Annotated in this window: 28 protein-coding genes; 13 read left to right on the forward strand and 15 right to left on the reverse strand. The window is 64.5% G+C overall.

Going from position 1 to position 26,605, the window contains the following annotated elements; all coding sequences use genetic code 11:
- Nucleotides 1-6: 6 nt before the first annotated feature.
- Complete coding sequence (gene cysS / locus IQ16_RS14015) at nt 7-1,386, reverse strand: cysteine--tRNA ligase (RefSeq protein ID WP_018645530.1); 1,380 nt, start codon at nt 1,384-1,386, stop codon at nt 7-9.
- A 283-nt stretch (nt 1,387-1,669) separates the two neighbouring features.
- Here cysS and IQ16_RS14020 point away from each other — a divergent pair, with 283 nt between their 5' ends.
- Nucleotides 1,670-1,975, forward strand: coding sequence for a hypothetical protein (locus IQ16_RS14020; RefSeq protein ID WP_018645529.1), 306 nt, complete (start codon nt 1,670-1,672; stop codon nt 1,973-1,975).
- 130 nt (nt 1,976-2,105) lie between these two features.
- Nucleotides 2,106-3,302, forward strand: coding sequence for a DUF2865 domain-containing protein (locus IQ16_RS14025; RefSeq protein ID WP_018645528.1), 1,197 nt, complete (start codon nt 2,106-2,108; stop codon nt 3,300-3,302).
- Nucleotides 3,303-3,355: 53 nt separating this feature from the next.
- Here the strand turns inward: IQ16_RS14025 and IQ16_RS14030 are convergent, their stop codons facing one another.
- Nucleotides 3,356-4,264: a DUF2189 domain-containing protein gene (locus IQ16_RS14030; RefSeq protein WP_018645527.1), complete on the reverse strand. Its 909-nt coding sequence runs from the start codon at nt 4,262-4,264 to the stop codon at nt 3,356-3,358.
- A gap of 531 nt (nt 4,265-4,795) precedes the next feature.
- Here IQ16_RS14030 and IQ16_RS14035 point away from each other — a divergent pair.
- From IQ16_RS14035 to IQ16_RS14055, 5 genes are all read left to right on the forward strand, one after another.
- Complete coding sequence (locus IQ16_RS14035; RefSeq protein WP_018645526.1) at nt 4,796-5,629, forward strand: cytochrome c oxidase subunit II; 834 nt, start codon at nt 4,796-4,798, stop codon at nt 5,627-5,629.
- Nucleotides 5,630-5,706: 77 nt separating this feature from the next.
- Entirely contained in the window at nt 5,707-7,485 is a 1,779-nt protein-coding gene (locus tag IQ16_RS14040; protein ID WP_020608000.1) for a cbb3-type cytochrome c oxidase subunit I, read from the forward strand.
- Nucleotides 7,482-8,186: a cytochrome c oxidase subunit 3 gene (locus IQ16_RS14045; RefSeq protein WP_018645524.1), complete on the forward strand. Its 705-nt coding sequence runs from the start codon at nt 7,482-7,484 to the stop codon at nt 8,184-8,186. The genes IQ16_RS14040 and IQ16_RS14045 overlap by 4 nt, the downstream gene beginning before the upstream one ends.
- Before the next feature lie 14 nt (nt 8,187-8,200).
- Nucleotides 8,201-8,923: a heme-copper oxidase subunit III family protein gene (locus IQ16_RS14050; protein WP_018645523.1), complete on the forward strand. Its 723-nt coding sequence runs from the start codon at nt 8,201-8,203 to the stop codon at nt 8,921-8,923.
- A gap of 9 nt (nt 8,924-8,932) precedes the next feature.
- The gene (locus IQ16_RS14055; protein WP_018645522.1) at nt 8,933-9,325 is read left to right on the forward strand and encodes a cytochrome C oxidase subunit IV family protein; all 393 of its coding nucleotides are present in this window, start codon (nt 8,933-8,935) and stop codon (nt 9,323-9,325) included.
- 172 nt (nt 9,326-9,497) lie between these two features.
- Here IQ16_RS14055 and IQ16_RS14065 read toward each other — a convergent pair whose 3' ends face one another.
- The 3 genes from IQ16_RS14065 to IQ16_RS14075 are packed head-to-tail and all read right to left on the reverse strand — an operon-like array spanning nt 9,498 to nt 13,023.
- A complete protein-coding gene (locus IQ16_RS14065; protein WP_018645521.1) occupies nt 9,498-11,255 on the reverse strand; it encodes an NAD+ synthase in 1,758 nt (585 codons plus the stop codon).
- 21 nt (nt 11,256-11,276) lie between these two features.
- The gene (locus tag IQ16_RS14070) at nt 11,277-11,630 is read right to left on the reverse strand and encodes a diacylglycerol kinase (RefSeq protein WP_018645520.1); all 354 of its coding nucleotides are present in this window, start codon (nt 11,628-11,630) and stop codon (nt 11,277-11,279) included.
- 4 nt (nt 11,631-11,634) lie between these two features.
- The gene (locus tag IQ16_RS14075; protein ID WP_018645519.1) at nt 11,635-13,023 is read right to left on the reverse strand and encodes a class II 3-deoxy-7-phosphoheptulonate synthase; all 1,389 of its coding nucleotides are present in this window, start codon (nt 13,021-13,023) and stop codon (nt 11,635-11,637) included.
- Between the two features lie 180 nt (nt 13,024-13,203).
- On the opposite strand from IQ16_RS14075, the gene IQ16_RS14080 reads away from it, so the two are divergent.
- Entirely contained in the window at nt 13,204-14,100 is an 897-nt protein-coding gene (locus IQ16_RS14080; protein ID WP_018645518.1) for an alpha/beta hydrolase family protein, read from the forward strand.
- Nucleotides 14,101-14,107: 7 nt separating this feature from the next.
- On the opposite strand, the gene IQ16_RS14085 is transcribed toward IQ16_RS14080, so the two are convergent.
- Nucleotides 14,108-14,371: a hypothetical protein gene (locus IQ16_RS14085; RefSeq protein ID WP_026312400.1), complete on the reverse strand. Its 264-nt coding sequence runs from the start codon at nt 14,369-14,371 to the stop codon at nt 14,108-14,110.
- A 186-nt stretch (nt 14,372-14,557) separates the two neighbouring features.
- On the reverse strand, nt 14,558-16,042 hold the full coding sequence (locus IQ16_RS14090) for an aldehyde dehydrogenase family protein (protein ID WP_026312399.1): 1,485 nt from the start codon (nt 16,040-16,042) through the stop codon (nt 14,558-14,560).
- A gap of 114 nt (nt 16,043-16,156) precedes the next feature.
- On the opposite strand from IQ16_RS14090, the gene IQ16_RS14095 reads away from it, so the two are divergent.
- Together IQ16_RS14095 and IQ16_RS14100 are read left to right on the forward strand one after the other, a co-directional pair.
- On the forward strand, nt 16,157-17,239 hold the full coding sequence (locus IQ16_RS14095; protein WP_018645515.1) for a substrate-binding domain-containing protein: 1,083 nt from the start codon (nt 16,157-16,159) through the stop codon (nt 17,237-17,239).
- Between the two features lie 79 nt (nt 17,240-17,318).
- The gene (locus IQ16_RS14100; RefSeq protein ID WP_018645514.1) at nt 17,319-17,693 is read left to right on the forward strand and encodes a winged helix-turn-helix domain-containing protein; all 375 of its coding nucleotides are present in this window, start codon (nt 17,319-17,321) and stop codon (nt 17,691-17,693) included.
- A gap of 6 nt (nt 17,694-17,699) precedes the next feature.
- Here the strand turns inward: IQ16_RS14100 and IQ16_RS14105 are convergent, their stop codons facing one another.
- Together IQ16_RS14105 and IQ16_RS14110 are read right to left on the reverse strand one after the other, a co-directional pair.
- Entirely contained in the window at nt 17,700-18,077 is a 378-nt protein-coding gene (locus IQ16_RS14105; RefSeq protein ID WP_018645513.1) for a hypothetical protein, read from the reverse strand.
- A gap of 156 nt (nt 18,078-18,233) precedes the next feature.
- Nucleotides 18,234-18,812, reverse strand: a complete 579-nt coding sequence (locus IQ16_RS14110) for a hypothetical protein (protein WP_026312398.1) — start codon at nt 18,810-18,812, stop codon at nt 18,234-18,236.
- A 163-nt stretch (nt 18,813-18,975) separates the two neighbouring features.
- On the opposite strand from IQ16_RS14110, the gene IQ16_RS14115 reads away from it, so the two are divergent.
- Nucleotides 18,976-19,914 carry a LysR family transcriptional regulator gene (locus IQ16_RS14115; protein WP_145831528.1) on the forward strand — a complete coding sequence of 313 codons (939 nt, stop codon included), beginning with the start codon at nt 18,976-18,978 and terminating at the stop codon, nt 19,912-19,914.
- Nucleotides 19,915-19,937: 23 nt separating this feature from the next.
- Here the strand turns inward: IQ16_RS14115 and IQ16_RS14120 are convergent, their stop codons facing one another.
- The 4 genes from IQ16_RS14120 to IQ16_RS14135 are packed head-to-tail and all read right to left on the reverse strand — an operon-like array spanning nt 19,938 to nt 22,027.
- Entirely contained in the window at nt 19,938-20,522 is a 585-nt protein-coding gene (locus IQ16_RS14120) for a TIGR00645 family protein (RefSeq protein ID WP_018645510.1), read from the reverse strand.
- 49 nt (nt 20,523-20,571) lie between these two features.
- Nucleotides 20,572-21,210, reverse strand: a complete 639-nt coding sequence (locus IQ16_RS14125) for a YjbE family putative metal transport protein (protein WP_018645509.1) — start codon at nt 21,208-21,210, stop codon at nt 20,572-20,574.
- A complete protein-coding gene (locus IQ16_RS14130) occupies nt 21,207-21,569 on the reverse strand; it encodes a hypothetical protein (RefSeq protein WP_026312397.1) in 363 nt (120 codons plus the stop codon). Before IQ16_RS14130 ends, IQ16_RS14125 begins: the two co-directional genes overlap by 4 nt.
- A gap of 2 nt (nt 21,570-21,571) precedes the next feature.
- Nucleotides 21,572-22,027, reverse strand: coding sequence for a TerB family tellurite resistance protein (locus IQ16_RS14135; protein ID WP_018645507.1), 456 nt, complete (start codon nt 22,025-22,027; stop codon nt 21,572-21,574).
- A gap of 674 nt (nt 22,028-22,701) precedes the next feature.
- Between IQ16_RS14135 and IQ16_RS14140 the strand changes: the two genes are divergently transcribed.
- Together IQ16_RS14140 and IQ16_RS14145 are read left to right on the forward strand one after the other, a co-directional pair.
- Complete coding sequence (locus IQ16_RS14140; RefSeq protein WP_026312396.1) at nt 22,702-22,887, forward strand: hypothetical protein; 186 nt, start codon at nt 22,702-22,704, stop codon at nt 22,885-22,887.
- Between the two features lie 346 nt (nt 22,888-23,233).
- A complete protein-coding gene (locus tag IQ16_RS14145; protein WP_018645505.1) occupies nt 23,234-24,373 on the forward strand; it encodes a hypothetical protein in 1,140 nt (379 codons plus the stop codon).
- Nucleotides 24,374-24,534: 161 nt separating this feature from the next.
- Here the strand turns inward: IQ16_RS14145 and gor are convergent, their stop codons facing one another.
- The gene (gor, locus tag IQ16_RS14150) at nt 24,535-25,923 is read right to left on the reverse strand and encodes a glutathione-disulfide reductase (protein WP_018645504.1); all 1,389 of its coding nucleotides are present in this window, start codon (nt 25,921-25,923) and stop codon (nt 24,535-24,537) included.
- A 125-nt stretch (nt 25,924-26,048) separates the two neighbouring features.
- On the reverse strand, nt 26,049-26,600 hold the full coding sequence (locus IQ16_RS14155; protein WP_018645503.1) for a DUF2059 domain-containing protein: 552 nt from the start codon (nt 26,598-26,600) through the stop codon (nt 26,049-26,051).
- Between the last annotated feature and the right edge of the window lie 5 nt (nt 26,601-26,605).

Below are 26,605 nucleotides of genomic sequence, written 5' to 3' on the forward strand. Positions count from 1 at the left end.
GCCGCTTCATCGCGCGACCTCCCAGGTCGTTCCGTCCTTGGAGTCCTTGATCGCAACGCCCATCGCGGCGAGCAGATCGCGGATTCGGTCGGATTCCTTGAAATCTTTCCGCGCACGCGCAGCCGTCCGCTCCGCGAGCAGGCGCTCGACTTCCCCGGCATCGACGCCGCTCGCCTGCTGCTTGCGGCTTTCCCACTGCGCGGCACTCTCGGCGAGGAAGCCGAGCAGCCGCAACGAACCCGACAATGCAGCGGCTTCGCCACGCAAGCCGTGCAGCGCCGCGATCGCCAGCGGCGTGTTGAGGTCGTCAAGCAGCGGCTCGACCACGGATGCGGCCGGCTCGCCTGGCACGACGTCGGCGGCGACGCGATACCAGTCGTCGAGCGTCCTGGCGCTCTCCTCCAGCGACTTCATGGTCCAGTCGATCGGCGAGCGGTAATGCGTCTTCAGCATGTTGAGGCGCAGCACCTCGCCCGGCCAATCCTTGAGCAGTTCGTGGATCGTGATGAAGTTGCCGAGGCTCTTCGACATCTTCTCGCTCTCGACCTGCAGGAAGCCGTTGTGCATCCAGTAGTTCGCCATGCGCTCCTGGTGGAACGCGCAGCAGGTCTGTGCGACCTCGTTCTCGTGATGCGGAAACACGAGATCGATGCCGCCGCCATGGATGTCGAAATGCTCGCCGAGATGCTTCCAGGCCATGGCCGAGCACTCGATGTGCCAGCCTGGGCGCCCCTCGGCCTTGATGCCGGCCGGTGACGGCCATGACGGCTCGCCCGGCTTGGACGGCTTCCACAGCACGAAGTCGGTGTTGCCCTTCTTGTAGGGCGCGACATCGACGCGGGCACCGGCGATCATCTCATCCAGCGAGCGATTGGACAGCGCGCCGTAGCGCGGCAGCGAGGAGTTGGCCGCGTTCATCGCCTGCGGCGAGAACAGGACGTGGTCCTCGGCGGCATAGGCGAAGCCGCCGGCAATCAGCCTTTCGATGATCTCGCGCATTTCGGCGATATGCTCGGTCGCGCGCGGCTCGACGCTCGGCCTGAGCGCACCGAGCGCATCGACGTCGGCGTGAAACTGCTTGCCTGTCTGCTCGGTGACCTCTCGGATCGCCTCGTTCAGCGGCAGGCCGGGAAAGTCGCGCGCGGCACGGTCGTTGATCTTGTCGTCGACGTCGGTGATGTTGCGGACATATTTGACGTGCGCCTCGCCGTAAGTGTGGCGCAGCAGCCGAAACAGCACGTCGAACACGATCACCGGTCGCGCGTTGCCGATATGGGCGAAGTCATAGACCGTCGGTCCGCAGACATACATGCGGACGTTCTTCGCATCGAGCGGCACGAAGGGGCGCTTTTCCTTCGTCAGCGTATCGTAAAGGCGCAATTCCATATGGACACCCGTCGGCTGTTGGCCGGGCGTCCAGTGCTCTCAATGTGTTTGAGAAAAGACGGCTCCAGCCAGCGAATCGCTAGCTCGTAATCTCGCAAATGATGCAAATGGCGAGGAGACCGTTCATGCGGGAACATATGGGCTATGAGGTGCCCCGACGTCAAGGGAGCCGCGAAAATGCCGCCTTCTCCCCGCAATGCGCACCGGCCCGCCGCAATGGTTCCATTCCCCTTAACCTTTTGAGTTTATTAAGAGCGGGCGGTCTCCAGCCCCCGGTACCCCCATGCGATCCCTGTTCGCGCTCGTCTCTTGTGCTTCCCTCGTCGCGGCATCCGGTGCATTCGCCGAGACCCGCGTCTTCATCATTGCCAACCAGGCGGACGGCTACGGCGTCGACAAGTGCCTGGCCAAGGGCGACAAATGCGGGGCGCAGGTCGCACGCACCTACTGCCAGTCACGGGATTTTGCCCAGGCATCAAGCTATCGCCGGGTCGATCCCGACGAAATTACCGGCTCTGTCCCCAAAACCGGCGCAAACTGCTCCCATGGCCATTGCGACGAATATGTCGCAATCACCTGCCAGCGCTGAATTCCCTCGGAGCTGGCGGACCTTAGGACCAGTCTTCGGCCCCCTGAAACGACGTGACGATGCCGCAGGAAGCGGCTATTGGAGGGCGCGCTTCGGCCCCCAGATCATGCCGGGCCGTGACCTCGCTAGAATGGCGGATATGCCTGAATTTTTGTCCCTCTCCCGTGCCCGCTCCCTTCTTGCCTGCACCGTGCTCCTCGGCACCGTCGTGCTCGCCAATGGCGCTTTCGCGCAGGCCGGTCCGCCCGGCCCGCCGCCTCAGCCCGGCCAGAACGGGCTTGGCCCCAATCCGATGTGCGCACGGCTGGAAGGTCAGCTCGCCGCGCTCGATCGCGGCGGCGGTGGCGACCCCGCGCGCGAGGAGCAGATTCGCCGTTATCAGGATTCCCAGGCCAAGCAGCAGGCCGAGCTCGACCGCGTCACCATGCAGGCCAAGCGCATGGGCTGCGACTCCTCCGGCTTCTTCTCGCTGTTCAACGGCCAGCAGGCGCAATGCAGCCCGGTCAACACCCAGATCCAGCAGATGCGCGCCAATCTGGACCAGATCACCGGCAATCTCGAACGCCTGCGCGGCGGCGCCGGCGGCTTCAGCCCGGAACGCGACAACCAGCGCCGCTCGGTGCTGATGGCGCTGGCGCAGAACAATTGCGGTCCGCAATATGCCAACGCCGCGCAGTCGCAGGGCGGCGGCAACTTCCTGAGCAACCTCTTCAACGGCGGCAACAACCCGAACAATCCGCAAGCCGTGCCGCCCTCCGATCTCGGCCCGCAATCCGGCACCTTCCGTACCGTGTGCGTGCGCACCTGCGACGGCGCTTATTTCCCGATCTCGTTTGCCACCGTGCCGGCGCGCTTCCCCGACGACGAGAAGACCTGCAAGGCGCTGTGCCCGGCCGCCGAGGCCGTGCTCTACACCCATCGCAATCCCGGCGAGGACATGAATTCGGCGGTCTCCGTCGGCGGCCAGCCCTACACGGCGCTGCCGACGGCGTTCAAATTCCGCAGCGAGTTCAACCCGTCCTGCTCCTGCAAGGCGGCCGGACAGACCTGGGCCGACGCGCTGAAATCGGCCGACGACAAGGCGACCGTCGAGCAGCAGGGCGACATCATCGTCACCGAGGAGAGCGCCAGGAAGATGCAGCAGCAGCGCCTCAACAAGGGCGCGCCGCAGCCTGCCAACGCCAAGAAGGGCGCGGCGCCCGCGCCGACGACGGCCGCTGCACCGGCGGCAACGCCGCCGGCTGATACCGGCACGGCTGCGCCGAGTTCAGAGAACAAGCCGATCCGTTCGGTCGGCCCGACCTTCCTGCCGCAGCAGCAGAAGTAGTCCTAACCCGTCACCTCAAGCGAAGGCGGCCGCCAGGCGCGGCCGTTTCGCAGTTACTGCTCGCCCTCGCGGCTCCACGGGAAGAGATTGGCCGGAAAGTCCGCTGCGTAGCGCTTTCCCTTCGGGGGCGGCGGCGGCTCGTCCGGTGGATTCGGGTTTGGCTCGACGATCCGCCGATAGAGGTGCCAGGTGGCATGACCGAGCACCGGCAGAACGACCGCGAGACCGACGAAGAGCGGCAGCGAGCCGATCACGAGCAGCGCCGCCACGATGAGACCCCATCCGGCCATCGCAACCGGATTCGTTGCCACCGCCCGGAGCGACGTGCGGATCGCGTCGATCGCAGTCGCATGCCGGTCGAGCATCAACGGGAACGACACGACGCTGACGCACAAGGCCACAACCGCAAACAGGAAGCCGACACCGCAACCAACGACGATGAGCGACCAGCCTTCCGGTGTCGTCAGCACGCGCGTCGCGAAGTCGGGAATGCTTGCAGCCGCCGCGTGACCGAAGATGGTGACATAAATTGCGTTCGCGACACCGATCCAGGCCCCGAACAGGACCAGCAGGAGCACGCCGAGCTCGACCATGGCACCGAACGACGGTGCGCGCAGCACCTTGATCGCATCCCACGCATCGACCTCCTCGCCACGTTCGCGACGCCGGCTGAGTTCGTAGAGACCGATCGCGGCAAAAGGCCCGATCAAGGCGAAGCCGGCGGCCAGCGGAAACAGGAGCGGCAACACCGAATAGCCGAGAACCATCCTGAACAGCACGAGACCGAGAACGGGATAAATCACGCACACGACGATCGCGTGACTCGGCATCGCCTGGAAATCGTCCCAACCCAGGCGCAGCGCCTCGGTCAGGTCCGACAAGCTGATCTTGCGAATGGGATAGGAGGCCGCTTCGCCGAAGACGTGCCGCCTGATGATATCGTGGGAGTACAGAGTGGCCATGAACGGAGCCTCCCGTGCTGAAAATCGCGATTGTCGATAACACGCGCTTTTCAGCCACGCGTGTCCGCCTGACGAGCAGGAAACGCGATGGGTCGGGTACGGCAACCCAGGTTCAGCGAACAGAGCCTGGCCGCGGAACCCGTCGCGACCTGCCTCGCAAGCTTAGCGCGCGCGGGCCACGGCTGTGCTCACGGTTAGGTGAATTGTGCACCAGCGCGGGCTTGTGCGTTGCATCAACCAGACCCGACATGCGCACCTGATGCGTTGTCGGCTTGCCGGCGACGGCAACCACGCCACGTCGGGGCACCTACATTGCTCTATTGACGCCGGATTGGGGCGGTATCATTTTAGACGCAGACGCCCTTAGGTGATGGTCGCGAAGCGTTCTCTTGATTTCGCGACCCGTGGAATGGGCGAGGCAAAAGGCCGGCGATGGCATAGATGCCAACCAAGAAAGGCCAGCCATCGCGACAGACATGAGCTCCGCCCCGGATTCGTATCCGCAGCCTTCGATGGCAAGGATGGATCAGGATGGCTGTCGCACTGATACTGCTTCTGGTCGCGATCGGCTCGGTGCTGTTTCACATCTACAGCCCGTGGTGGTGGACGCCGATCGCCACGAACTGGGCCTATATCGACCACACCATCAACATCACGTTCTGGATCACCGGCTTCGTCTTCGTCGCGGTCATCGCCTTCATGGCTTACTGCGTCTTCCGCTTTCACCACAAGGAGGGAAGACGGGCTGACTACAATCCGGAAAACAAAAGGCTCGAATGGTGGCTGAGCGTCGGGACCGGCGTCGGCGTCGCGGCCATGCTGGCGCCTGGCCTCGTGGTCTGGCACCAGTTCGTGACGGTGCCTGCGGATGCCACCGAGATCGAGGTCATGGGCCAGCAATGGCAGTGGAGCTTCCGCCTTCCGGGCAAGGATGGGAAGTTGGGCACATCCGATGTCCGCAACATCGCAGCCGACAATCCGATGGGTCTCAATCGCGACGACGCCCACGCGCAGGACGACGTCGTGATCGAGAACGGCGACCTGCACCTTCAATTGGGAAAGCCGGTCAAGGTTCTCCTCCGCTCGGTCGATGTCCTGCACGATTTCTACGTGCCCGAATTCCGCGCCAAGATGGACATGGTCCCAGGCATGGTGACCTATTTCTGGATAACGCCGATCCGAACCGGGACGTTCGATGTTCTCTGTGCGGAGCTCTGTGGCGCGGCTCACTATCAGATGCGGTCCAAGGTCATCGTCGACGAGGAGCGTGAATATCACGCTTGGCTGGAGCAACAAAAGACGTTTGCCGAATTGTCTTCGGCAAAAGCCATCGTGAAGGCGACATACCAATCCGGTGGCAAGTAGCGAGCTGCCGCCACGAAATAGATCGGGTGCATGAGGCCAACGCCTCGCTTCCGATGGAAACGACCGAGGAGGTTTCTATGGTCGATATTCCATATGAAGGGATCGAAGGCATCCCGCCTGCCGAAGTACCTGACGTCGAGCTCTATCATCCGAGGAGCTGGTGGACACGGTATGTCTTCTCGCAGGACGCCAAGGTGATCGCCATTCAGTATTCGCTGACGGCCACGGCCATCGGGCTGGTGGCCCTGGTGCTGTCGTGGCTGATGCGGCTGCAACTGGGATTCCCCGGCACCTTCTCGTTCATCGATGCCAACCAGTACCTCCAGTTCATCACCATGCACGGCATGATCATGGTGATCTACCTGCTCACCGCATTGTTCCTGGGTGGCTTCGGCAACTACCTGATCCCGCTGATGGTCGGCGCCCGGGACATGGTCTTCCCTTATGTGAACATGCTGAGCTACTGGGTCTACCTGCTCGCGGTCCTGGTGCTGGCCTCGACATTCTTCGTGCCCGGCGGCCCCACCGGCGCCGGCTGGACGCTCTACCCGCCGCAAGCAATCCTCTCCGGAACGCCCGGGCAGGATTGGGGCATCATTCTCATGATGTCGTCCCTGATCCTGTTCATCATCGGCTTCACCATGGGCGGGCTGAATTACGTGGTGACGGTGCTGCAGGCACGCACGCGCGGCATGACGTTGATGCGCCTGCCGCTGACGGTGTGGGGCATCTTCACGGCGACCGTCATGGCGCTGCTGGCATTCCCTGCCCTGTTCGTTGCCTCGGTCATGCTGCTGCTCGACCGTCTCCTGGGAACCAGCTTCTTCATGCCCTCCCTCGTAGAGATGGGACAACTATCGAAGCATGGCGGCGGCAGCCCACTGCTCTTCCAGCACCTGTTCTGGTTCTTCGGCCACCCCGAGGTCTACATCGTCGCCCTTCCCGCCTTCGGCATCGTCTCCGATCTGATCAGCACGCATGCGCGCAAGAACATCTTCGGCTACCGCATGATGGTCTGGGCGATCGTGGCGATCGGCGCGCTCAGCTTCATCGTCTGGGCGCACCACATGTATGTGAGCGGCATGTTCCCGCAATTCGGGTACTTCTTCGCCACCACGACGCTCATCATCGCCATCCCCACCGCGATCAAGGTCTACAACTGGGTGCTGACCCTGTGGCGCGGCGACATTCATCTCAGGGTGCCGATGCTGTTCGCCCTCGGCTTCATCATCACCTTCGTGAACGGCGGGCTCACCGGCCTCTTCCTCGGCAACGTCGTCGTGGACGTGCCCCTCTCGGATACCATGTTCGTGGTCGCGCACTTCCACATGGTGATGGGCGTGGCACCGATCATGGTCGTGCTCGGCGCGATCTATCATTGGTACCCAAAGGTGACGGGGCGGATGCTGAACGACGCCCTCGGCAAGTTTCACTTCTGGGTCACCTTCCTCGGCGCCTACCTGATCTTCTTCCCGATGCACTATCTCGGACTGCTCGGGGTTCCGCGCCGGTATTTCGAGCTCGGGGACACGTCGTTCATCCCGTCCTCGGCCCATTCACTGAACGCCTTCATCTCCGTCGTGGCCTTGACCGTCGGCTTCAGCCAGATGGTGTTCCTGTTCAATCTCGCCTGGAGCCTGTTCAAAGGCGAGGCCTCGGGCGGCAATCCGTGGCGGGCGACGACGCTGGAGTGGCAGACGCCGGAGACGCCTCCAGGGCACGGAAACTGGGGCAAGGAGCTCCCGGTCGTGTACCGCTGGGCTTATGATTACAGCGTGCCTGGCGCCGCGGAGGACTTCATTCCGCAGAACCAGCCGCCACGCGCGACGCAGCTCGTTCAGGGAGCTGCTTCGTGAGCGCCATCATTCTGTTCCTGGCTGTGCTTGCGGTGATCGCCGGATGGTGGCTGTCGCACCAGCGGCTGACGGCCAAGCCCTGGCTGGAGGAAGGCGCGGTCGGCGACTTCCCCGGCGGCGATGCCATGACCTGGCCGGCAGCGAAGGTCGGACTTGGCGTGTTCCTCGCTGTCGCCAGCGCATTATTCGTCCTCTTCATCAGCGCCTACTCGATGCGCATGAGCGTGGTGGACTGGCGGCCGCTGCCGATACCGCGGCTGCTGTGGGTCAACACGGGCGTCCTGGTCCTGAGCAGCGTCGCGCTGCAATGGGCATACGTGGCTGCTCGGCGACAGGACACTGAGAGCGTCATGATCGGTCTGCTCGCTGGCGGAGCATCTGCCGTGATCTTCCTCGCCGGACAGCTCCTGGCCTGGCAACGGCTCGGGGCCGCCGGATACTTCGTGGCGTCCAATCCGGCGAATTCCTTCTTCTACCTGTTGACCGCGGTGCACGGGCTGCATCTGACCGGCGGTCTGGTGGCCTTGGGCCGCACCTCAGCCAAGATGTGGCGTGGCGCCAAGATCGCCGAGATGCGATTGAGCGTGGAACTGTGCGCCATCTACTGGCACTTCCTGCTGCTGGTCTGGCTTGTCCTGCTCGGTCTTCTCACCGGCTGGACCGATGATTTCGTCGACATCTGCCGCCGATTGCTGAGCTAGGGAGGCAAGACCAGATGGCTGAGACCGTGCTGACACATTCTGGCCAACCGACTGCGCGGCTTGAAGGCTGGCGCGGCATCGCCGCCGACTGGGCGTCCGATCAGCGTGCCTTCAAGAACGTGTCCTGGGGCAAGGCCATGATGTGGATCTTCCTCCTCAGCGACACCTTCATCTTCAGTTGCTTCCTGCTCTCCTACATGACGGCGCGCATGTCGACGACCGTGCCGTGGCCGAATCCCAGCGAAGTCTTCGCCCTCAATATCGGGGGCAACCACATCCCCCTGATCCTGATCGCCATCATGACCTTCGTGCTGATCAGCAGCAGCGGAACGATGGCGATGGCCGTCAATTTCGGCTACCGCCGCGATCGCGTGAGAACCGCAATCCTGATGCTGGTCACTGCAGCCTTCGGCGCAACCTTCGTCGGAATGCAGGCCTTCGAATGGACCAAGCTGATCATGGAGGGGGTTCGGCCCTGGGGCAATCCATGGGGTGCGCCGCAGTTTGGTGCGAGCTTCTTCATGATCACCGGCTTCCACGGCACCCACGTGACGATCGGCGTGATCTTCCTGATCGCGATCGCGCGAAAAGTCTGGCGGGGAGACTTCGACGTCGAGAGGCGCGGCTTCTTCACGAGCCGCAAGGGGTACTACGAGATCGTCGAGATCATGGGCCTGTACTGGCACTTCGTCGATCTCGTGTGGGTCTTCATCTTTGCATTCTTCTACCTTTGGTGAGGTCGGCGCATGACAAACGCGGCGGTACACATGGAAGGACAGCTCCACGCTCCGGCGCATGGCGCAGTCGCAACGGGAGCCGTTCACGCCAAGGGTCAACAGCACCCGATCAAGCTCTACCTCGTGGTCTGGGGCTGGCTGTTCGTCCTCAGCACGGGCTCCTATCTCGTCGACTACTTCGGCCTGCACGGCTATCTGAGGTGGTCGTTGATCCTGCTGTTCATGATGTTGAAGGCCGGCCTGATCGTCGCCGTGTTCATGCACATGGCCTGGGAGCGACTGGCCCTGGCCTATGCCATCCTGCTGCCGCCGATCGCGGTGTTGGTATTCGTGTCGATCATGGTGCTCGAATCCGAATACACGCACTTCCTGCGGGTGCTGTTTTTCGCAACCCCGTCGTAGCGCTCATGTGAATTCGCACCTCGCTCCACTGTCATGCCCCGCGAAGGCGGGGCATCCAGTACTCCGCGGCAGGAGTCGGTTTCTACAACATCCGCTGCGGAGTACTGGATCATCCGCTTTCGCGGATGATGACAGATAGATGTGTGGCGAGAACGTCCGTCTCTCTCCGATGCTACCCCTCGAACGCGTCGATCGACGCCTTGCTGCCGCGCGAGACCAGCGTCTCGTCCGGGGCCGGCGGCCTCTCACCCTTGTCGCGGAAGCGGTTGGTGATGGGATAGCGGCGGTCGCGGCCGAAATTCCTGGCCGTCACCTTCACGCCGGGCGCGGCCTGGCGGCGCTTGTATTCGGCGACGTTGAGCAGATGGTCGATGCGGGTGACCGTGTCGCGGTCGAAGCCGGCGGCGATGATCGCATCGAGCGGCTCCTCGCGTTCGACAAGACGCTCGAGGATGGCATCGAGCACGTCGTAAGGCGGCAATGAATCCTGATCGGTCTGGTTCTCGCGCAGCTCCGCCGTCGGCGGACGCGTGATGATGTCAGGGGGAATGACCTCGCCCGCGGGCCCGAGCGCACCATCCGGCTTCCAGCCGTTACGCAGGCTCGCCAAGCGAAACACCTGCGTCTTGTAGATGTCCTTGATCGGGTTGAAGCCGCCGTTCATGTCGCCATAAAGCGTGGCGTAGCCGACCGACATCTCCGACTTGTTTCCCGTGGTCACCACCATCAGCCCGGTCTTGTTGGAGATCGCCATCAGCAGCGTGCCGCGGGTGCGGGCCTGGAGGTTTTCCTCGGTGATATCGGGCGGCAGGTTCTTGAAGATGCCGGACAAGATGGTCTCAAACCCGGTCACGGCTTCCGCGATCGGCAACACCTCGTAGCGGATGCCGAGATGGCCGGCGAGTTCGCCGGCATCCGCAATCGAGTGTGCCGCCGTATAGCGATAAGGCAGCATCACGCCATGGACCTGGTCGGCGCCGAGCGCGTCGACCGCGATCGCCGCGCACAGGGCAGAGTCGATGCCACCGGAGATGCCGAGCAGCACGCCGGGAAAGCCGTTCTTGCCGACATAGTCGCGCAGGCCCAGCACGCAGGCGGCGTAATCGGCCTTGTCGCCCTCGACCTGCTCCGCGATCGGCCCCGTGCAGCGCCAGTCGTCGCCGTTCCGGGTAAAGCGCAGCGTGGTGACGTTCTCCTCGAACGCCGGCAGTTGCGCTGCGAGCGAGAGGTCGCCGTTGAGCGCGAAGGACGCGCCGTCGAACACCAGTTCGTCCTGGCCGCAAACCTGGTTCAGATAGACCAGCGGCAGCCCACTCTCGGTGACGCGCGCCACCGCCACCGACAGCCGCACGTCGTTCTTATCGCGGGCGTAAGGCGAGCCGTTCGGCACCAAAATGATCTCGGCGCCGGTCTCGGCCAGGGTCTCGACCACGTTTTCGTAGTCCTCGGACTCCTCGAGCCAGATGTCCTCGCAGATCGGCACGCCGATGCGAACGCCGCGCACCGTGACGGGGCCGGCCGCAGGTCCCCGCGCAAACAACCGCTTCTCGTCGAACACGCCGTAATTCGGCAGATTGCACTTGAAGCGAAGTGCGGCAATGCGGCCGCCGTCGAGCAGCGCGCAGGCATTGTAAAGCCTGCCGTCCTCGACCCAGGGCGTGCCGACCAGCATGGCCGGCCCGCCATCGGCGGTCTCACGGGCGAGCGCTTCGATCGCGACGCGGCAGGCGGCCTGGAAGGCCGGCTTCTGCACCAGATCTTCCGGCGGATAGCCAGAAATGAACAATTCCGGAAACAGGACGAGATCGGCGCCGTCGGCGGCGGCTTGCGCGCGCGCGGCGCGCACCTTCGCGGCATTGCCCTCGATGTCGCCCACGGTCGGATTGAGCTGGGCGAGCGTGACCGCGAATGCGTTGAGACGTTCGGTCATGGCCGCCCTTTTCAATTCTCGTCAGACGAAACCCAGCCGCTCGACGATGGCGAAGATCCAGAACGCGCCCGCCATCAGCAGCGCCACACCAACGGCGGCCGAGCCCATGTCCTTGACGCGGCCGATCTGCTTGTCGTGATCCATGGTCAGACGGTCGGCGAGCTTCTCGATCGCGGTGTTGAGCAGCTCGACCGTCAGCACGAACGCGACCGCACAAATCAATTCGACCGCACGCATCGCAGTCGCGCCGATGAACCAGGCCAGCGGCAGCGACAGAAGGAGCGCAAAGATCTCCTCGCGGATGGCCTGCTCCGAGCGGAACGCAAAAGCCAGACCGTTGCGGGAATTGATCGTGGCCTTCCAGATTCGCAGCAAGGTCCTAGAGCCCCGCTGCGGCCGGCATCGGCTTGGTCTTGCCGGCGCGTTCCTGCTTCAGCAGCTCGGCGACCAGGAAGGCCATGTCGATGGATTGCTCGGCGTTGAGGCGAGGATCGCAGACCGTGTGGTAGCGGTCGTTGAGATCCTCGTCCGTGATCGCGCGGGCGCCGCCGAGACATTCGGTGACGTCCTTGCCCGTCATCTCCAGATGCACGCCGCCGGCATGGGTGCCTTCGGCGGCGTGGATCGCGAAGAACGACTTCACCTCGGACAGGATGCGGTCGAACGGCCGCGTCTTGTAGCCCGACGTCGAGGTGATGGTGTTGCCGTGCATGGGATCGCACGACCAGACCACCACTTTGCCCTCGCGCTGCACAGCGCGGATCATGTTCGGCAGATGCTCGCCGACCTTGTCGGAGCCGAAGCGGCCGATCAGCGTCAGCCGGCCCGGCTCGTTGTCGGGATTGAGCACGTCGATCAGCTTCAGGAGCTCCTCGGGCTTCAGCGACGGGCCGCATTTGAGCCCGATCGGGTTCTTGATCCCGCGGAAATATTCGATGTGGCCGTGATCGAGCTGGCGGGTGCGGTCGCCGATCCAGATCATATGGCCCGAGGTCGCGTACCAATCGCCGGTGGTGGAATCGACGCGGGTCATGGCCTGCTCGTAGCCGAGCAGCAGTGCCTCGTGGCTGGTATAGAAATCGGTCGAGCGGAGCTCGGGATGGGCCTCGAGATCGAGGCCGCAGGCGCGCATGAAATTGAGCGCATCCGAAATGCGGTCGGCCAATTCCTTGTAGCGGCGGGACTGCGGACTATCCTTGAGGAAGCCGAGCATCCATTGATGCACGCTGCCGAGATTGGCGTAGCCGCCGGTGGCGAACGCACGCAGCAGGTTCAGCGTCGCGGCCGACTGGCGATAGGCCATCAACTGGCGCTGCGGATCCGGCACGCGCGCTTCCTTGGTGAAGGCGATATCGTTGACGATGTCGCCGCGATAGCTCGGCAGCTCGATGCCGTTCAATTTCTCGGTCGGCGATGAGCGCGGTTTTGCAAATTGGCCGGCAACGCGGCCGACCTTCACCACCGGCACCGCACCTGCATAGGTCAGCACCACCGCCATCTGCAGCAGCACGCGGAAGAAGTCGCGGATGTTGTTGGCGCCGTGCTCGGCAAAGCTCTCGGCGCAGTCGCCGCCCTGGAGCAGGAAGGCCTCGCCGGCCGCGACACGGGCCAGCGCCTTCTTCAGATTGCGCGCCTCGCCGGCGAACACCAGCGGCGGAAAGGTCGCAAGCTGCGCCTCGACGTCGGCCAGGGCCTTGGCGTCGGGATAATCGGGCACCTGTAGCACCGGCTTGCTGCGCCAGGACTCGGGCGTCCACCGCTCGGACATCGCAATCTCTCCGTGAAGCAAAAAGCACAACCTGATCTAGGGGTTGCGAGGGCCGCCTTATACACAGGCTGGCACGACATCGCCAGTTGTAAATCCGTTTCGCATTGCAAACCCTTGCGGGCAAAGCTGAATTCGCATTTGCTAGGGGTAGCGAGGAAACCGGCAAGACACCTTCCGCCCATGGACGCCGCACTGGACGACGTTTTCATCGACGAGATCAGCTTCCCGGCGGCCGACGGGTATGCGCTGGCCGGCACCCTGTTCCTGCCGCGCGGCACCAAGCGCCACGCCGTCCTGATCAATTCGGCCACCGCCGTCCCGCGAAAAATCTATCGCGGCTTTGCCTCCTACCTCGCCCATCGCGGCTGCGCGGTCCTCACCTACGACTACCGCGGCATCGGCGACTCCCGGCTGCCGGCGATGGTCGGCTACAACCAGCCGAAATCGCTGGTCGGCTTCAAGGCCTCGATGTCGGACTGGGCCGCGCTCGACGTCACCGCCGCGGTGCGCTGGATGCGCGAGCGGTACAATACGCTGCCCCTTGCCTATGTCGGCCATTCCTACGGCGGCCAGGCGCTCGGGCTGATCGAGAACAACAGCGAGATCTCCCGCGCCGCCTTCGTGGCCTCGCAGGCCGCGACCTGGCGGCTGATGACCTCGCCGGAGAAATACCGCGTCTACGCCTTCATGAATTTCGTCGGCGTGCCGCTGGCCCACGCGCTCGGCTACGCGCCGGGCTGGGCCGGCATCGGCGAGGATTTGCCCAAGGGCGTCTTCCTGCAATGGGCCGAATGGGTCCGGAGCCCGCGCTATCTGTTCGATTCAAAGCTGCCGGCGCTGGACAATTTCGCCAAGTTCAAGGGCGAGCTGCGCGCGCTGTGCTTCTCGGACGATCCCTGGGCGACGCGGCCCGCGGTCGAGTTGCTCATGGGCGGCTTCACCGCGATCAAGCCGGAGGTATTGACGGTGACGCCGTCCGAAGTCGGCGCCAAGGGAATAGGCCATTTCGGCTTCTTCCGCCCCGCCCACCGCGACACGCTGTGGCGCGGCGTCGCGGAATGGCTGCAGGGCGAGTGAGACTGCGTCAGCGGATGATCGTCGTCAGCGACGAGTAGCGCCTGTTCGGCTTGGCATCGCTCGGCGCAAACTGCGCGAACGCTTCGCTGACGCGGACCGCCGGCGGCGTGTCGCTCGCGAACCGAAACTCCTTCGGCTTGGGTGCGTAGAAGCTGGCGCTGTAATAGGCGTCGTCGAACCGCGCCTCGCCGACGCCGAACACCGCGTCGCAGGCGAACAGGAGCGCGTACACTCCTGCAACCGCCACGACGATCTCCCTGAAGATTGACATGATGATGCCCTGCCCTTTTGCGGGCAGGATGCATCTCGGTTCCAAAGCTCTGGTTTAAGGCGCCGCGCTTCTTGTCGGGAGGGTTTGCGCCTGCTGAGCCGGATGCAGACAATTTTATCGATCTCGAAAAAGAGCCCGCCTGACCGGACGATCAGGCGGGCCCAGGATTGGCCGATCGGGAGGTTATCAGACGGCCAGATTCATCCAGACAGCCTTGGGCTCGGTGAAATTGTCGAGCGCCGCGGTGCCGTGCTCGCGGCCGAGGCCGGAGTCGCGCTCGCCGCCCCAGGGCAAGCGCACGTCGGTATAGCCATAGGTGTTCATCCAGACCGTGCCGGCGCGGGCCCGCTTGGCGAAGCGCTGCAGCTTGCCGACGTCACGGCTCCAGACGCCGGCGGCGAGGCTGTAGGCGGTGCCGTTGGCGATCCGCAGCGCATCGGCCTCGTCCCTGAACTTGATGACGCTGACGACGGGGCCAAAAATTTCCTCCTGCGAGATCCGCATCTCGTGGGCGACATCCGCGAACACCGTCGGGCTGATGAAGTAACCGCGCTCGCCGACCCGCGTCCCGCCGGTGACGAGGGTCGCGCCCTCCTTCCGGCCGATATCGACATAGTCGAGGATCGACTTCATCTGCTTCTCGGAGATGACGGGGCCGAGCGCCGTCTTGCGGTCGAGCGGATCGCCGATCCTGAGCGATTTCGCGCGCGCAGCCAGTCGCTCGACGACCTCGTCATAGGCCTTTTCCTGCACCAGCACGCGGGAGCCGGCCGAGCACACCTGGCCGGCATTGAAGAAGATGCCGGAGGCCGCCGCCTTGCTCGCCGCTTCGAGATCGGCGTCATCGAAGATGATATTGGCCGATTTGCCGCCAAGCTCGAGCGAGACGCGCTTGAAGTTGCCGGCCGCGCCCTTCATGATTCCGCGGCCCACACCGGGCGAGCCGGTGAAGGTGACCTTGTCGACGTCGGGGTGATTGACCAGCGCATCGCCGACGACGCGCCCCGGACCCGTCACGACGTTGAACACGCCCGCCGGCAGCCCGGCTTCGAGCGCGAGCTCGGCGATGCGCAGCGCCGACAGCGAGGTCAGCTCGGCCGGCTTCATCACGATGGTGCAGCCGCAGGCCAGCGCCGGCGCGAGCTTCCACATCCCGATCATCAGCGGAAAATTCCACGGCACGATCGCCGCGACCACGCCGACAGGCTCACGCATTGTGTAGGTCAAGGCATCGTCACGCACCGGCACGACGTCGCCGCTGATCTTGTCGGCCCAGCCGGCGTAGTAGATCAGCGTGTCGACGGCGGCGGGAAAGTCCTGGCGCATCGTCGCGGAAATCGGCTTGCCGGCATCGATCGACTCCAGCTCGATGATTTCTTCGGCGTGTGCCTTCAGCAGGTCCGCCCAGCGCAGCAGGATCTGGCCGCGCTCGGAGGCGCGCATCGTCCGCCACGGGCCCTCGAACGCCCGGCGTGCCGCGGCCACGGCATGCTCGACATCGGCCTCGCCACCCTCGGCGACGGTGGCGATGACCTGCCCCGTTGCAGGATTGAGGGATTTGAAGGTGCGGCCGGAGCTGGCGGGGACGCGGCGGCCGTCGATGAGCAGGTGCTGCGGCCGGGCCATGAACTCGGTCGCCGGCGAATGCGCAAAGTCATATGCAACTGACATCATATCTCCTCCTGTTCTGGTATGCCAGACTAGGCGTCTATTGGCCGGAGTAAATATGATATGATCTGCAAATGGACGCCGAATATATGAAGTGTAGTTCATAAGGAAAGGCCGATGCTTCAGATCGAGATCGAGGCTGTCTGGCGGTTTCGCCGCGAGGGCAGCCCGCGCACCGTCGCCGTCATGCTCGGCGTGCTCAACGAAATCCGGAAGACCGGCAAGATCACCAGCGCCGCCAGCGACGCGCATCTCTCCTACCGGCATGTCTGGAATCTGATCGAGCAATGGTCGGAGTTCTTCGGCACGCCGCTGGTCGAGACCCAGCGCGGCAAGGGCTCGAAGCTGACCCCGTTCGGCGAGCGGCTGGTCTGGGCCGGCGAGCGCATGCAGGCGCGCCTCGGGCCGCAGCTCGAAAACCTGGCGCAGGAGCTCGCCAGCGAGATCAAGCCGTTCCTCGAACAGCGCCCATCCGTGATCCGCGTCCATGCCAGCCACGGCTTTGCGGTCGCAAAGCTGCGCGAATTCCTCGACCGCGAGCCCGGCATCGGCGTCGATCTGCGCTATGTCAGCAACCAGCATTCGCTGGTCTCGCTGGCGCAAGGTGCCTGCGACCTCTCCGGCCTGCATCTGCCGCACGGCGCGCTGCGTGCGCAAGGCATCAAGGCCGCGCGTGAATGGCTCGATCCGCGCGAGGACCGCATCATCAGCTTCGTCACGCGCGAGATGGGCCTGATGGTCGCGCGCGGCAATCCGCTGCGCATCGCCTCGCTGCAGGACCTCACCGGACCAAAAGTCCGGTTCGTCAACCGCGACCATGATTCCGGCACGCGCCTGTTGTTCGACCAGCTGCTCGCCGCAAACCGCATCGACGAAGGCAGGATCAACGGCGCGCAGCAGATCGAGTTCACCCACGCCGCGGTCGCGGCCTATGTCGCGAGCGGCATGGCGGATGCGTGCTTCGGCGTCGAGGCGGCCGCGCGGCAGTTCGGCCTCGATTTCATCCGCCTCCTCACCGAGGATTATTTCTTCGTCTGCAAACGCGCCTTCCTCGATACCGCCCCGATGCAGCGCATCCTCGAGATCATCCGCAGCGCCGATTTTCGCGCCGCCGTCGCCACCCTGCCCGGCTACGTGCCGTCGGATACGGGCACCGTGACCGGCGTGAAGGCGTTCCTGGAGATGCACGCCGTGCGGTGATGAAGGACCGCGCGCTCACCTTGTCGGCGGTGGGCAAGAGTGGCAATCTCAATTGCGAATTGATCCAAGAGTCCTCGTCATGCCGCGCGCCAGCGCCAAACCGCTTCCCCAGTTGAGCCTTCGCATCGACCTCGACGGCGAGGACCGGATCGGCCCCGGCAAGATCGAGCTGCTTGAGCAGATCCGCGAGCAGGGCTCGATCTCGGCGGCCGGCCGGGCCATGGACATGTCCTACAAGCGGGCATGGGACCTCGTCGACGAGATCAAGCGCATCTGCGGGCATGCCGTGGTCGAGCCGCAGGCCGGCGGCAAGAACGGCGGCGGCGCGATGCTGACTCCCTTCGGTGAGAAGCTTGTCGCGCGCTACCGCAAGATCGAGCGCGACGCCGCGCGCGCCGTCCACAAGGAGCTGGAGGCGCTCAGGAGCGACATCGCCCGTTCGCGGAAATCGTGACGGCCGTCAGTTCGGCCGTACCGTCATCTCGGGCATCGGCTGCGTCAGCGCTTCGCCCAGCAGGCTCTGCTCCGCCTTCGGGATCGAGAACCGCACCTTGAATCCATCCTCGGTCTGCAGCGTGATGATGCGCTGGGTCGTGTCGGTCGATTGCTCCAGCACCCAGGACGCCAGCGGATAGGCGTAGCGCAGGCTCTGGTCGCCGTAACGGGCCTTCAGCGCCGTCTCGAGCAGTCCGGGCAGCGTCATGATGAGGGCGCCGACCTGGTTGAGCGAGACGCTGACGGCAGCCGAATTGCCCGTCACGTCCTCGAAACCCAGCGAGATCGCGCCGCCGTCGGCCGCCACCTCGCACGTCGTGAGCGATCTGACCTTGATTTCCATCGAGAACTCCGGGACGCAGTTCCGCTATATCCTGAAAAATATAGCGATAGTTGCGATCAGGTCCAGCCGGTTTTTTTGGAATATCTCGAACCGGCCGGAGGGAGCGTGGCTTCGACTTCCGACGGCGACACGGTCCCGGCAGCGCCACGCGGCCGCTTACATCAGCGGCTCGTCCTTCAGCGCCGACACCACCTGCTCGCCGCGCTCGGTCAGGCGATAGGTCACCAGCGGCCGGCTCGATGGCGGCTTGCGATCGATCTCGACGATGTAGCCGCGCACCATCAGCGCTTCGAAGCTGCCGTAATAGCCGAACATGCTGATCTGGTTCTGCCTCAGCAGCTTGAACTCGCGCAGGAGGCGGATCTCGTTGCCCGAAAGCAGCGAGCGGCGCACGCGCTGCACGAACCGTGCGCGCTGCTCGAACCAGGCCTGATCGGGCAACTCATGCGCGGCCGGTGCCGGGTCGCGCTCGCAGGGGCGTGCCTCCGGCGCAGCGTCGGCCATCACCTGCGGCAGGCACGGCATGCTGCTCACGACCGCTTCCCTGGCGACATCGAGCAAGGCGATCGGCCAGCGCCGCTTGTTGTCCACCATGACCGGCGGCGGCACGACGTTGTCGCGCACCAATTGCTCGAAGCGCCCGGCGGTCACGCCGACATAGGCGGCCGCTCGTCGGCGATCGACCAGACGGGTGTCCGGCCCGTGCTCCAGCTCGCAAGCGATGTTCTCGTCCACCCCGAAATCCCCTGGCGCCTCGTTGCGCGAAGCCCGGCGGTCCCCAAGGGGACCGGCCGGGCCGGCGGCGAACGTAAGGAGGAGCAGCGCTCTCGAAAAGCAGAGAATTTCGCACATGTTGCTGCCGTTTCGGCAACGGCTATAGTCCTCCCCAGGGGACCCCATGCGATTTCATTCACCCGCCATCCAGTACTTCCACGCCGTCCGCCGCACCGGCTCGATCCGGGCTGCGGCGCGCGTCCTGAACGTCGCCTCCTCGGCCGTCAGCCGCCAGATTCTCAAGCTGGAGCAAGAGGTTGGGTCGCCCTTGTTCGAGCGTAATGCGCGCGGCCTGACGCTGACGACGGTCGGCGAGATGCTGGCCCGGCATGTCATGAACGTGCTCCAGGACCTCGACCGCTTCCGCTCGGACGTCGCCTCCCTCTCCGGGGCCTGGAGCGGCACCGTCAGCATCGCCTGCATCGAATCGCTGACGGAATCCGTGCTGCCGGACCTGATCGCGTCCCATCGCGGCCGCGCCCGCCGCGTCAGCTTCACCACTGAGGTGAAGGGATCGTCGGACGTGCTGGAGTCCTTGAGCCGCGGCGAAGCCGACATCGGCATCGCCATGGCGCTCCGCCACCCGCCCGATTTGCGGCAGGTCGCCTTGAAGCGGTTTCGCCTCGGGGCGGTGGTCGCACGCGAGCATCCGTTGGCGCGCCGCAAGACGGTGACGCTGGAGCAATGCCTCGCCTTCCCCGTCATCAACGCGCTGCCGGAGCTGTCGATCTATCATCTGCTGCAGCCGCTGATCGCACAGCTCTCGGAGACGCCGGAGCCGGCGATCCAGGCCAACTCGATCGACCTGATGCGCGAGCTCGCCGCGCGCGGCGTCGGTGTCGCCTTCCAGACCCAGCTCGGCATCAACAGGCTGTCACGCGACGGCCAGCTCGTCTTCCTGCCGCTCGACAACGCCGGCAGCCCGGTCTGGTCCGATCTCGGCATCTACGTCCGTGCCGAGCGGACGCTACCCGCCTACACGGACTCCTTCCTTCAGGAGCTGGTGCGCGAACTGGGCGAGCGCGAGCGGCGGGAGAACGCGGCCTATCCGCCGACCTCGTGACGTCGCCTCAAGCGCGCCCGCGCTCAGCCGTGGCTTGCCGGCTTGCGGTGGCCGTTCTCGCTGAGGCGGTCGACCCAGGCGATGCCGATCGCGGAGATGATGAAGGTCAGGTGGATCAGGACCTGCCACATCACACCGCTCTCGGTGAAATTGGAGCGCGTGGTGCCGAGATTGCCGGCCTCGATGAAGGTCCGCAGCAGCGAGATCGAGGAGATGCCGATGATCGCCATCGCCAGCTTGATCTTGAGCACGCTGGCATTGACGTGGCTGAGCCATTCCGGCTCGTCGGGATGGCCGCTCAGGTTGAGCCGCGAGACGAAGGTCTCGTAGCCGCCGACGATCACCATCACCAGCAGGTTCGAGATCATGACGACGTCGATCAGTCCGAGCACGACCAGCATGATCTGCTGCTCGCTGGCGTCGAAGGAATGCACGACCAGATGCCAGAGCTCTTTCAGGAACAGCAGCACGTAGACGCCCTGCGCGATGATCAGGCCGACATAGAGCGGCACCTGCAGCCATCGCGAGCCGAAGATCAACTGCGCGAACGGGCCGATTTGCGGTCGCGGCACGGCGTGCGCCGAAGGTGCTTTGCGTTCGGACGTCATTGATTACTCCGGATTGGAGGCAGGAAGCGTCGCCTCAGAAGAATTGCGCTCAGAGACTCGCGATCACAGGCGCGAGCTCGAGCGAGCCCCGATAGATCATCTCGAAGGCGACGTAAACGATGATGGCGAGACCGACATAGGCGATCCAGCGCTGCTTCTGCAGCACCCGGCCGAGCAGGTCGGCGGCAACGCCCATCATCGCGACCGACAGCAACAGGCCGAAGGCGAGGATGTAGGGATGCTCGCGCGCGGCGCCTGCCACCGCGAGAACATTGTCGAGCGACATCGAGACGTCGGCCGCGACGATCTGCACCGCCGCCTGGCCGAAGGTCTTGTGCGGCGCCGTCGCAGCATCCGCGCCGGGACCATGGCTGAACGCGAGCTGGTTGGAGTGCGCGGCCTGCTCGCGAATCTCGCGCCACATCTTCCAGCACACCCACAAGAGCAGCACGCCGCCGGCGAGCAACAGGCCGATCACCTGCAGAAGCTGGGTTGCGACGCCGGCAAAGACGATACGCAGCGCCGTTGCGGCGGCAATGCCAACGATGATGGCACGCCGGCGCTGCGCGGCCGGAAGGCCGGCGGCGGCAAGGCCGATGACGACGGCGTTGTCGCCGGCAAGCACGAGGTCGATCAGGACGACTTGAAGCAGCGCACTCAGCGCGTCGGCGGTGATGAATTCAGTCATGATTGATCATTTTTCGGTGTGGACGGATCGAGCCAATGCGGCTTCTTCCGCTCGATCCAGTCGAAGACCTTTGAACGGGAGGAACGCAGCGCCGGCACGTCCTCGGCGAGCAGCGCAAGGCCAAGCGGCAGCATCCAGACGCCGAGCACCGGCAGGAAGGAGAGCACTCCGCCGACGACGAGCAGCGCGCCCGAGGGGATCCGCACCCAGCGGCTGGACGGCTTGAGCAGATAGCTGACGGTGTCGGCCATGCGCGGCGGCAGACGGTGGACGAGCTTGTCGAGGCGCGGATCGCCGCCGGCCATCTGGCTGGCGGCGCCCGCGGTCCCGGTCGTGTGCTCATCCGATGCTGTGCTCATGCTCACTCCCTTGGGGCGGTGCTCACCGCACCCGGCCCGACCTGCTTCGCGCGCGGCAGCACCAGCGTCAAAAGCCGCAACAGCTTGATCGCCTGCACCTCATGCGGATGCACGTCCTCGTCCGCGGCCGCGACGCGCTCCGACAGCTCGATCAGATGCGACGACAGCGGCATGTTCGAAACCGGCCGCAGCGTGTCGATCACCACATTGGCAAAGTCCGGCTCTTCCAATCGTTCCGCAAGCTCGTCGAACATCGAAAGCAGCCGCTCGTCGCCGATATGCGGCGCCAATCCGCGATCCCTGATGAAGCGGATCACCTCGTCACGCTCGACCGGCGAGACGCGCCGGTCGGCCACGGCGACCAGCGCGCCGGCAATGACCAGCGCCACTGCGGCCTGCTCGTTCAGGCTGGACGGTTCGGTGATCTCGATCGTATTTGAGAATTTGGCGTCAGACATCGTTGCTCCTCGTTTTGCGCAAATGTCCGCGCGGAGCTGCGATGGAACGACGGGTCGGGAAGGAACTCGAGAGGGCCCGACGGTCGGCCGATCCATCGCATTCGCGCGGGACAGGTCATCCGACATCGCGAGGTTTGCCGACATCTGTCGGCGTCCTCGCCAGAGGGGCCCGGATTCTTGTTCGCCTCAGACATAAAGATGGGTCTGTCGGAATCAAGGCGATACGACTGCGACCAGCCGCCGCATCGGTTCCGTGTTGCCATGTTTGGTTAAGCAGTTGCGCACGCAGCTCCGTAGCCCGGATGAGCGCAGCGATATCCGGGACAGTGGTCGTCGCTTCGCTCATGCGGGCTACGGGAGATGGCCATGGGCACCGCACACACCTGTTTCAACCGTCATTGCGAGCGCAGCGAAGCAATCCAGACTGTCTCCGCGGAAAGACTCTGGATTGCTTCGCTACGCTCGCAATGACGGTGTATGGGCGACAGCGTCGCTCCTTCAATTCGAGCCTCGACAAGATGCGCGACGGGACGGCGGCATCGCAGCCGTGTCACGATGGATCGCTACGATCTCAGGAACGCGCGCTCCGATGGGACGCAGCGTTCCGTCATAGCGCCCGCACAAGCTTCGGCAGCGAAAAGGTCGCCCAGAGTTCGTTGATCGCGGAGAATCGCATGCATAGCATCACGTCCTGCACCGGCTGCGGCCATGCACTTGTCCCGATGCTGACGGCCAAGGGCCGCGCGGAGCTGAGCTGCCTCTGGTGCGAAGGCATCGACGCGCGCGCGGTGGACATGGCGAAGTGGGCGGACAGCCCGTCCGGCAAACCCGAGCGGATGGCTCGTCGGTCGTTCGAATGAGCGGTATCAAGCGCTGAGCCGGCGGCATTCGCCTATGCCCGCGACTTGCAGGGCTGCATGCCGTTTGCAGGACATGCCGACAAATTAGACAAGATACACCCCCGCACCGGACTTGCCGGCTTTGCGAGTTGGCCCGGGCAGGTTGGTGAACATGTTCTCTAACCTCAGGCGCAATCTCGATTTTTTTCGCGCCGCGTGAAGCCGGAGAGCTTGCGTGCTGCGCCGTGCGCCGACTGGCCCAAAATTCGCAAGACATCGTTACGCCGGATTCCCTGCCCTCCCACGACAGGAGCAGCAAGATGCGTGCGCCCAGCTCCGGGATGACGGCATCACATCGGAGAATGCCATGAACGTGCATGCCGCGGGCGATCTCAAATTCACCGGCCTCACCCGTCCGGATGGCTCCCCTCTTCGCCTCAACGATCAGGACTTCGTCGCGATCGATCGCGACAGGAATGCGAAGTTCGAGGCGACCTACCGGCCGCAGGCGCTCTACAACCGTGCCAACGAGGGCTTTCACGCCAACAACGAAACCTTCCTTCTGCACGAGGTCGCGACCAACCTGCCGATCTACCGCCCGGACACCGGCCCCACCGATTTCCACCTGCATCTTCCGCCCGGCGGCTTCCAGCTCGTGCTGGTCACGTCGGGCGCGTTCACCTTCGACTATGACGGGCGCTTCTACAATGTCGGTCCGGGCGCCGTGATGCTGCAAAGCGCGATCGTTCACCGCCAGCTGTTCTACACCTGGTCGGGTCTGTCGACCGAAGAGAACTTGAAGACGCCGCAAACGGTCGTGCCCGATCCGATCTCGATGGGCTATTCCGGCAAATTCCTCGAGGCCTTCATCACCGATCCCACCACCTTTCCGAACCCGACCATCGTCGGTCCGGACCAGATCAACGAGGCCGAGACGCCGCGCGTGGCCTGGAGTCATCAGTTGCACAACCGGCCGGCCGATGCCGGCTTCTGGCTTCAGGATCCCCTCGCGCTGGACGCGCTGTTCAAGCCGCTCACCGGCGGTGCGGTCAAATCGGCCCTGCCGGTCTACGTGCGCGACATCGGCATCGAGATTCCCAGCGGTCATCTCGTCACCGGCCACATCATCGCGACCGATCCGCGCGGCCATTCGCTGCTGCCGAAGAGCACGTCCATCGCCGCGGACGCCGGCTGTTTCGCCAAGGGCGAGGTCGTGATCTACCGCGTCATTCGCGGCACCGCCGAGTTCAAGAACAAAGCCGGCGAGAGTTTTGAACTTTCCGCCGGCGACGTGGTAACGGCGGGCAAGGAGTCCGTCAGCCTCATTGGCGTCGGCGAGAACACCCAGGTCCTCCGCCTCGGCCTGCTCAAGGGCATGAACGAGCTTCGCAGCTGGACGCCGACGCAGCGCGACGAGATCGACGGCCTTGCCGGTCAGATCATCACCCACAAGGACGTCCGTCCCCTGCGCACCGAAGGCAAGCCGGTCGGGTATCTGTACGGGTAGGCGGAAATCTCGCTTGCGGCCATCCTTCGAGACGCCCGCCTGCGGCGGGCCCTCAGGATGAGGTCCCGTGTTGCGGCGAGATTTCAGACCCTCATGGTGAGGAGCCCGCCAAAGCGGGCGTCTCGAACCATGCAGGCCCGGCTCGTCCGGCGGATGACAGCCTACTCCGCCGCCTGACGCACGTGCCGCGCAGTCGGCGTACGCATGGTGACGAGCTCTTCGGCCGCGGTCGGATGCAGCGCGATGGTCGCGTCGAAATCCGCCTTGGTCGCCTTCATCTTCACCGCGATCGCCACCACCTGGGTGACCTCGGCGGCGCAATCGCCAACGATGTGGCAGCCGAGCACGCGATCGGTCGAGCCGTCGACCACGAGCTTCATCAGCACGCGCGTGTCGCGGCCGGACATGGTCGCCTTGATCGGGCGGAACGTCGTCTTGTAGATGTCGACGTGGCTGAACTGCGCGCGCGCCTCGGTTTCCGTCAGACCAACCGTGCCGACCTCCGGCTGCGAGAACACGGCCGTCGGGATGTTGGCGTGATCCACCTGCACCTCGCGCTTGCCGAACACGGTGTCGGCGAAGGCATGACCCTCGCGAATCGCGACCGGCGTCAGGTTGAAACGGTGGGTGACATCGCCGATGGCATAGATGCTGTCGACCGAGCTCTTCGAGAAATGATCGACCGCGATGCCGCCATTCTTCGGATTGATGGCGACGCCGGCGTTCTCCAGGCCGAGATTGGCGACGTTGGGATGGCGGCCGATCGCGAACATCACCTGGTCCGAGGCGATGCTCGAGCCGTTCGACAGATGCGTGGTGAACTCGTCGCCGTGGCGGTCGACCTTGGCCACCGTGCAGCCGGTGAGGATTGTGATGCCCTGCTTCTCCATCTCGGAGCGGACATGGGCGCGCACGTCCTCGTCAAAACCGCGCAAGATGTTGTCGCCGCGATAGATCACGGTGACGTCGGAGCCGAAGCCCGCGAAAATTCCGGCGAACTCCAGCGCGATGTAGCCGCCGCCCTGGATCACGATCCGCTTCGGCAGCTTCTTGAGGTGAAACGCCTCGTTGGACGAGATCACGTGCTCGATGCCGGGAATCGCCGCGCCGTGGTTGGGCGCGCCGCCGGTGGCGATGAGGATGTACTTCGCCCTGATCTTGCGGTCGTTCTCGAGCAGGCGGACGGTGTGCTTGTCCTCGATCACCCCACGGCTCTTGACGATCTGTGCGCCCGACTTCTCGACATTCGTCGTGTAGGCCGCCTCCAGCCGCGCGATCTCCTTGTCCTTGTTGGCGATCAGCGTCGCCCAGTCGAAGCTCATGGAGGGGATGGTCCAGCCGAAGCCGGCGGCATCCTCGATCTCGTGACGGACATGCGAGCCGATCACGAACAGCTTCTTGGGCACGCAGCCGCGGATCACGCAGGTGCCGCCCATGCGGTATTCCTCCGCGATCATCACGCGGGCGCCGTGACCGGCCGCGATGCGGGCGGCACGCACGCCGCCCGAGCCGCCACCGATGACGAAGAGGTCGACGTCGAATTCAGCCATTGTCCACTCCGACCTCTAGAGCATGATCCGGAAAAGTGTGCAGCGGTTTTCCGAAAGGATCATGCTCAAATGACAACCTAAAGCGCGATAACGCGCTTTAGGTACTCGCTATCAGATAGGTACGGTCAGATTTCCTTGCCACGCTTGCGCATCTCGGCGCGGAAGGCCCCCATCACGGTCTCGGAGAAGTTCTGGGCCCAGGAGTTCATGAAGGCCATGCTGAGGCCGATGGCGCGCGGCTCGGCGTCGATCAGCTTCTTGCCGAGCGGCGACTTGTAGAAGGTGACGAGATCCTTCAGCTCCTGCTCGGTGAACTCGCTGGCGTAGATCTGCGCCATGCCCTCGCCGATCTCGTTCTGGCGGCCGTTGAGCTGCTGGGCGACGACCTGGGCAACCTCGTTGAGGTCCTTCTGGTAGTTGAGGTTCTGCTGGATCAGCGCGATCTTGGTCTTCTCGACGAGGCCGGGCACGGCGCCGGTGTACATCGCGGTGGCGTTCTTGATCTGCAGGATCTCCCGGGCCGCGGCAATCGCCGCCGGCGAGGCCTTCGGCTGGGCCGGCGCGGCGGGCGCCTTGGGCTGGGCCGGCGCCGGCTGCTGCGCCATCGCCGGAACGGCCGAAAGCGCCAGACCCGCAGCAAGTGTCACGGCCGGCAACAATTTCAAAACGCTCTTCATTCCTA

It is taken from the genome of Bradyrhizobium huanghuaihaiense, from assembly GCF_007830635.1.
Lineage (GTDB): Bacteria > Pseudomonadota > Alphaproteobacteria > Rhizobiales > Xanthobacteraceae > Bradyrhizobium > Bradyrhizobium huanghuaihaiense.

Coding starts and splice junctions, on each gene's coding strand:
- IQ16_RS14030 (WP_018645527.1), bottom strand. CDS start 4,264: ATGGCCACTCTGTACTCCCACGATATCATCAGGCGGCACGTCTTCGGC.
- IQ16_RS14050 (WP_018645523.1), top strand. CDS start 8,201: ATGGCTGAGACCGTGCTGACACATTCTGGCCAACCGACTGCGCGGCTT.
- cysS (WP_018645530.1), bottom strand. CDS start 1,386: ATGGAATTGCGCCTTTACGATACGCTGACGAAGGAAAAGCGCCCCTTC.
- IQ16_RS14095 (WP_018645515.1), top strand. CDS start 16,157: ATGCTTCAGATCGAGATCGAGGCTGTCTGGCGGTTTCGCCGCGAGGGC.
- IQ16_RS14100 (WP_018645514.1), top strand. CDS start 17,319: ATGCCGCGCGCCAGCGCCAAACCGCTTCCCCAGTTGAGCCTTCGCATC.
- IQ16_RS14080 (WP_018645518.1), top strand. CDS start 13,204: ATGGACGCCGCACTGGACGACGTTTTCATCGACGAGATCAGCTTCCCG.
- IQ16_RS14135 (WP_018645507.1), bottom strand. CDS start 22,027: ATGTCTGACGCCAAATTCTCAAATACGATCGAGATCACCGAACCGTCC.
- IQ16_RS14105 (WP_018645513.1), bottom strand. CDS start 18,077: ATGGAAATCAAGGTCAGATCGCTCACGACGTGCGAGGTGGCGGCCGAC.
- IQ16_RS14065 (WP_018645521.1), bottom strand. CDS start 11,255: ATGACCGAACGTCTCAACGCATTCGCGGTCACGCTCGCCCAGCTCAAT.
- IQ16_RS14125 (WP_018645509.1), bottom strand. CDS start 21,210: ATGACTGAATTCATCACCGCCGACGCGCTGAGTGCGCTGCTTCAAGTC.
- IQ16_RS14145 (WP_018645505.1), top strand. CDS start 23,234: ATGAACGTGCATGCCGCGGGCGATCTCAAATTCACCGGCCTCACCCGT.
- IQ16_RS14085 (WP_026312400.1), bottom strand. CDS start 14,371: ATGTCAATCTTCAGGGAGATCGTCGTGGCGGTTGCAGGAGTGTACGCG.
- IQ16_RS14020 (WP_018645529.1), top strand. CDS start 1,670: ATGCGATCCCTGTTCGCGCTCGTCTCTTGTGCTTCCCTCGTCGCGGCA.
- IQ16_RS14115 (WP_145831528.1), top strand. CDS start 18,976: ATGCGATTTCATTCACCCGCCATCCAGTACTTCCACGCCGTCCGCCGC.
- IQ16_RS14025 (WP_018645528.1), top strand. CDS start 2,106: ATGGCGGATATGCCTGAATTTTTGTCCCTCTCCCGTGCCCGCTCCCTT.
- IQ16_RS14075 (WP_018645519.1), bottom strand. CDS start 13,023: ATGTCCGAGCGGTGGACGCCCGAGTCCTGGCGCAGCAAGCCGGTGCTA.
- IQ16_RS14055 (WP_018645522.1), top strand. CDS start 8,933: ATGACAAACGCGGCGGTACACATGGAAGGACAGCTCCACGCTCCGGCG.
- IQ16_RS14130 (WP_026312397.1), bottom strand. CDS start 21,569: ATGAGCACAGCATCGGATGAGCACACGACCGGGACCGCGGGCGCCGCC.
- gor (WP_018645504.1), bottom strand. CDS start 25,923: ATGGCTGAATTCGACGTCGACCTCTTCGTCATCGGTGGCGGCTCGGGC.
- IQ16_RS14090 (WP_026312399.1), bottom strand. CDS start 16,042: ATGTCAGTTGCATATGACTTTGCGCATTCGCCGGCGACCGAGTTCATG.
- IQ16_RS14040 (WP_020608000.1), top strand. CDS start 5,707: ATGGTCGATATTCCATATGAAGGGATCGAAGGCATCCCGCCTGCCGAA.
- IQ16_RS14035 (WP_018645526.1), top strand. CDS start 4,796: ATGGCTGTCGCACTGATACTGCTTCTGGTCGCGATCGGCTCGGTGCTG.
- IQ16_RS14155 (WP_018645503.1), bottom strand. CDS start 26,600: ATGAAGAGCGTTTTGAAATTGTTGCCGGCCGTGACACTTGCTGCGGGT.
- IQ16_RS14120 (WP_018645510.1), bottom strand. CDS start 20,522: ATGACGTCCGAACGCAAAGCACCTTCGGCGCACGCCGTGCCGCGACCG.
- IQ16_RS14140 (WP_026312396.1), top strand. CDS start 22,702: ATGCATAGCATCACGTCCTGCACCGGCTGCGGCCATGCACTTGTCCCG.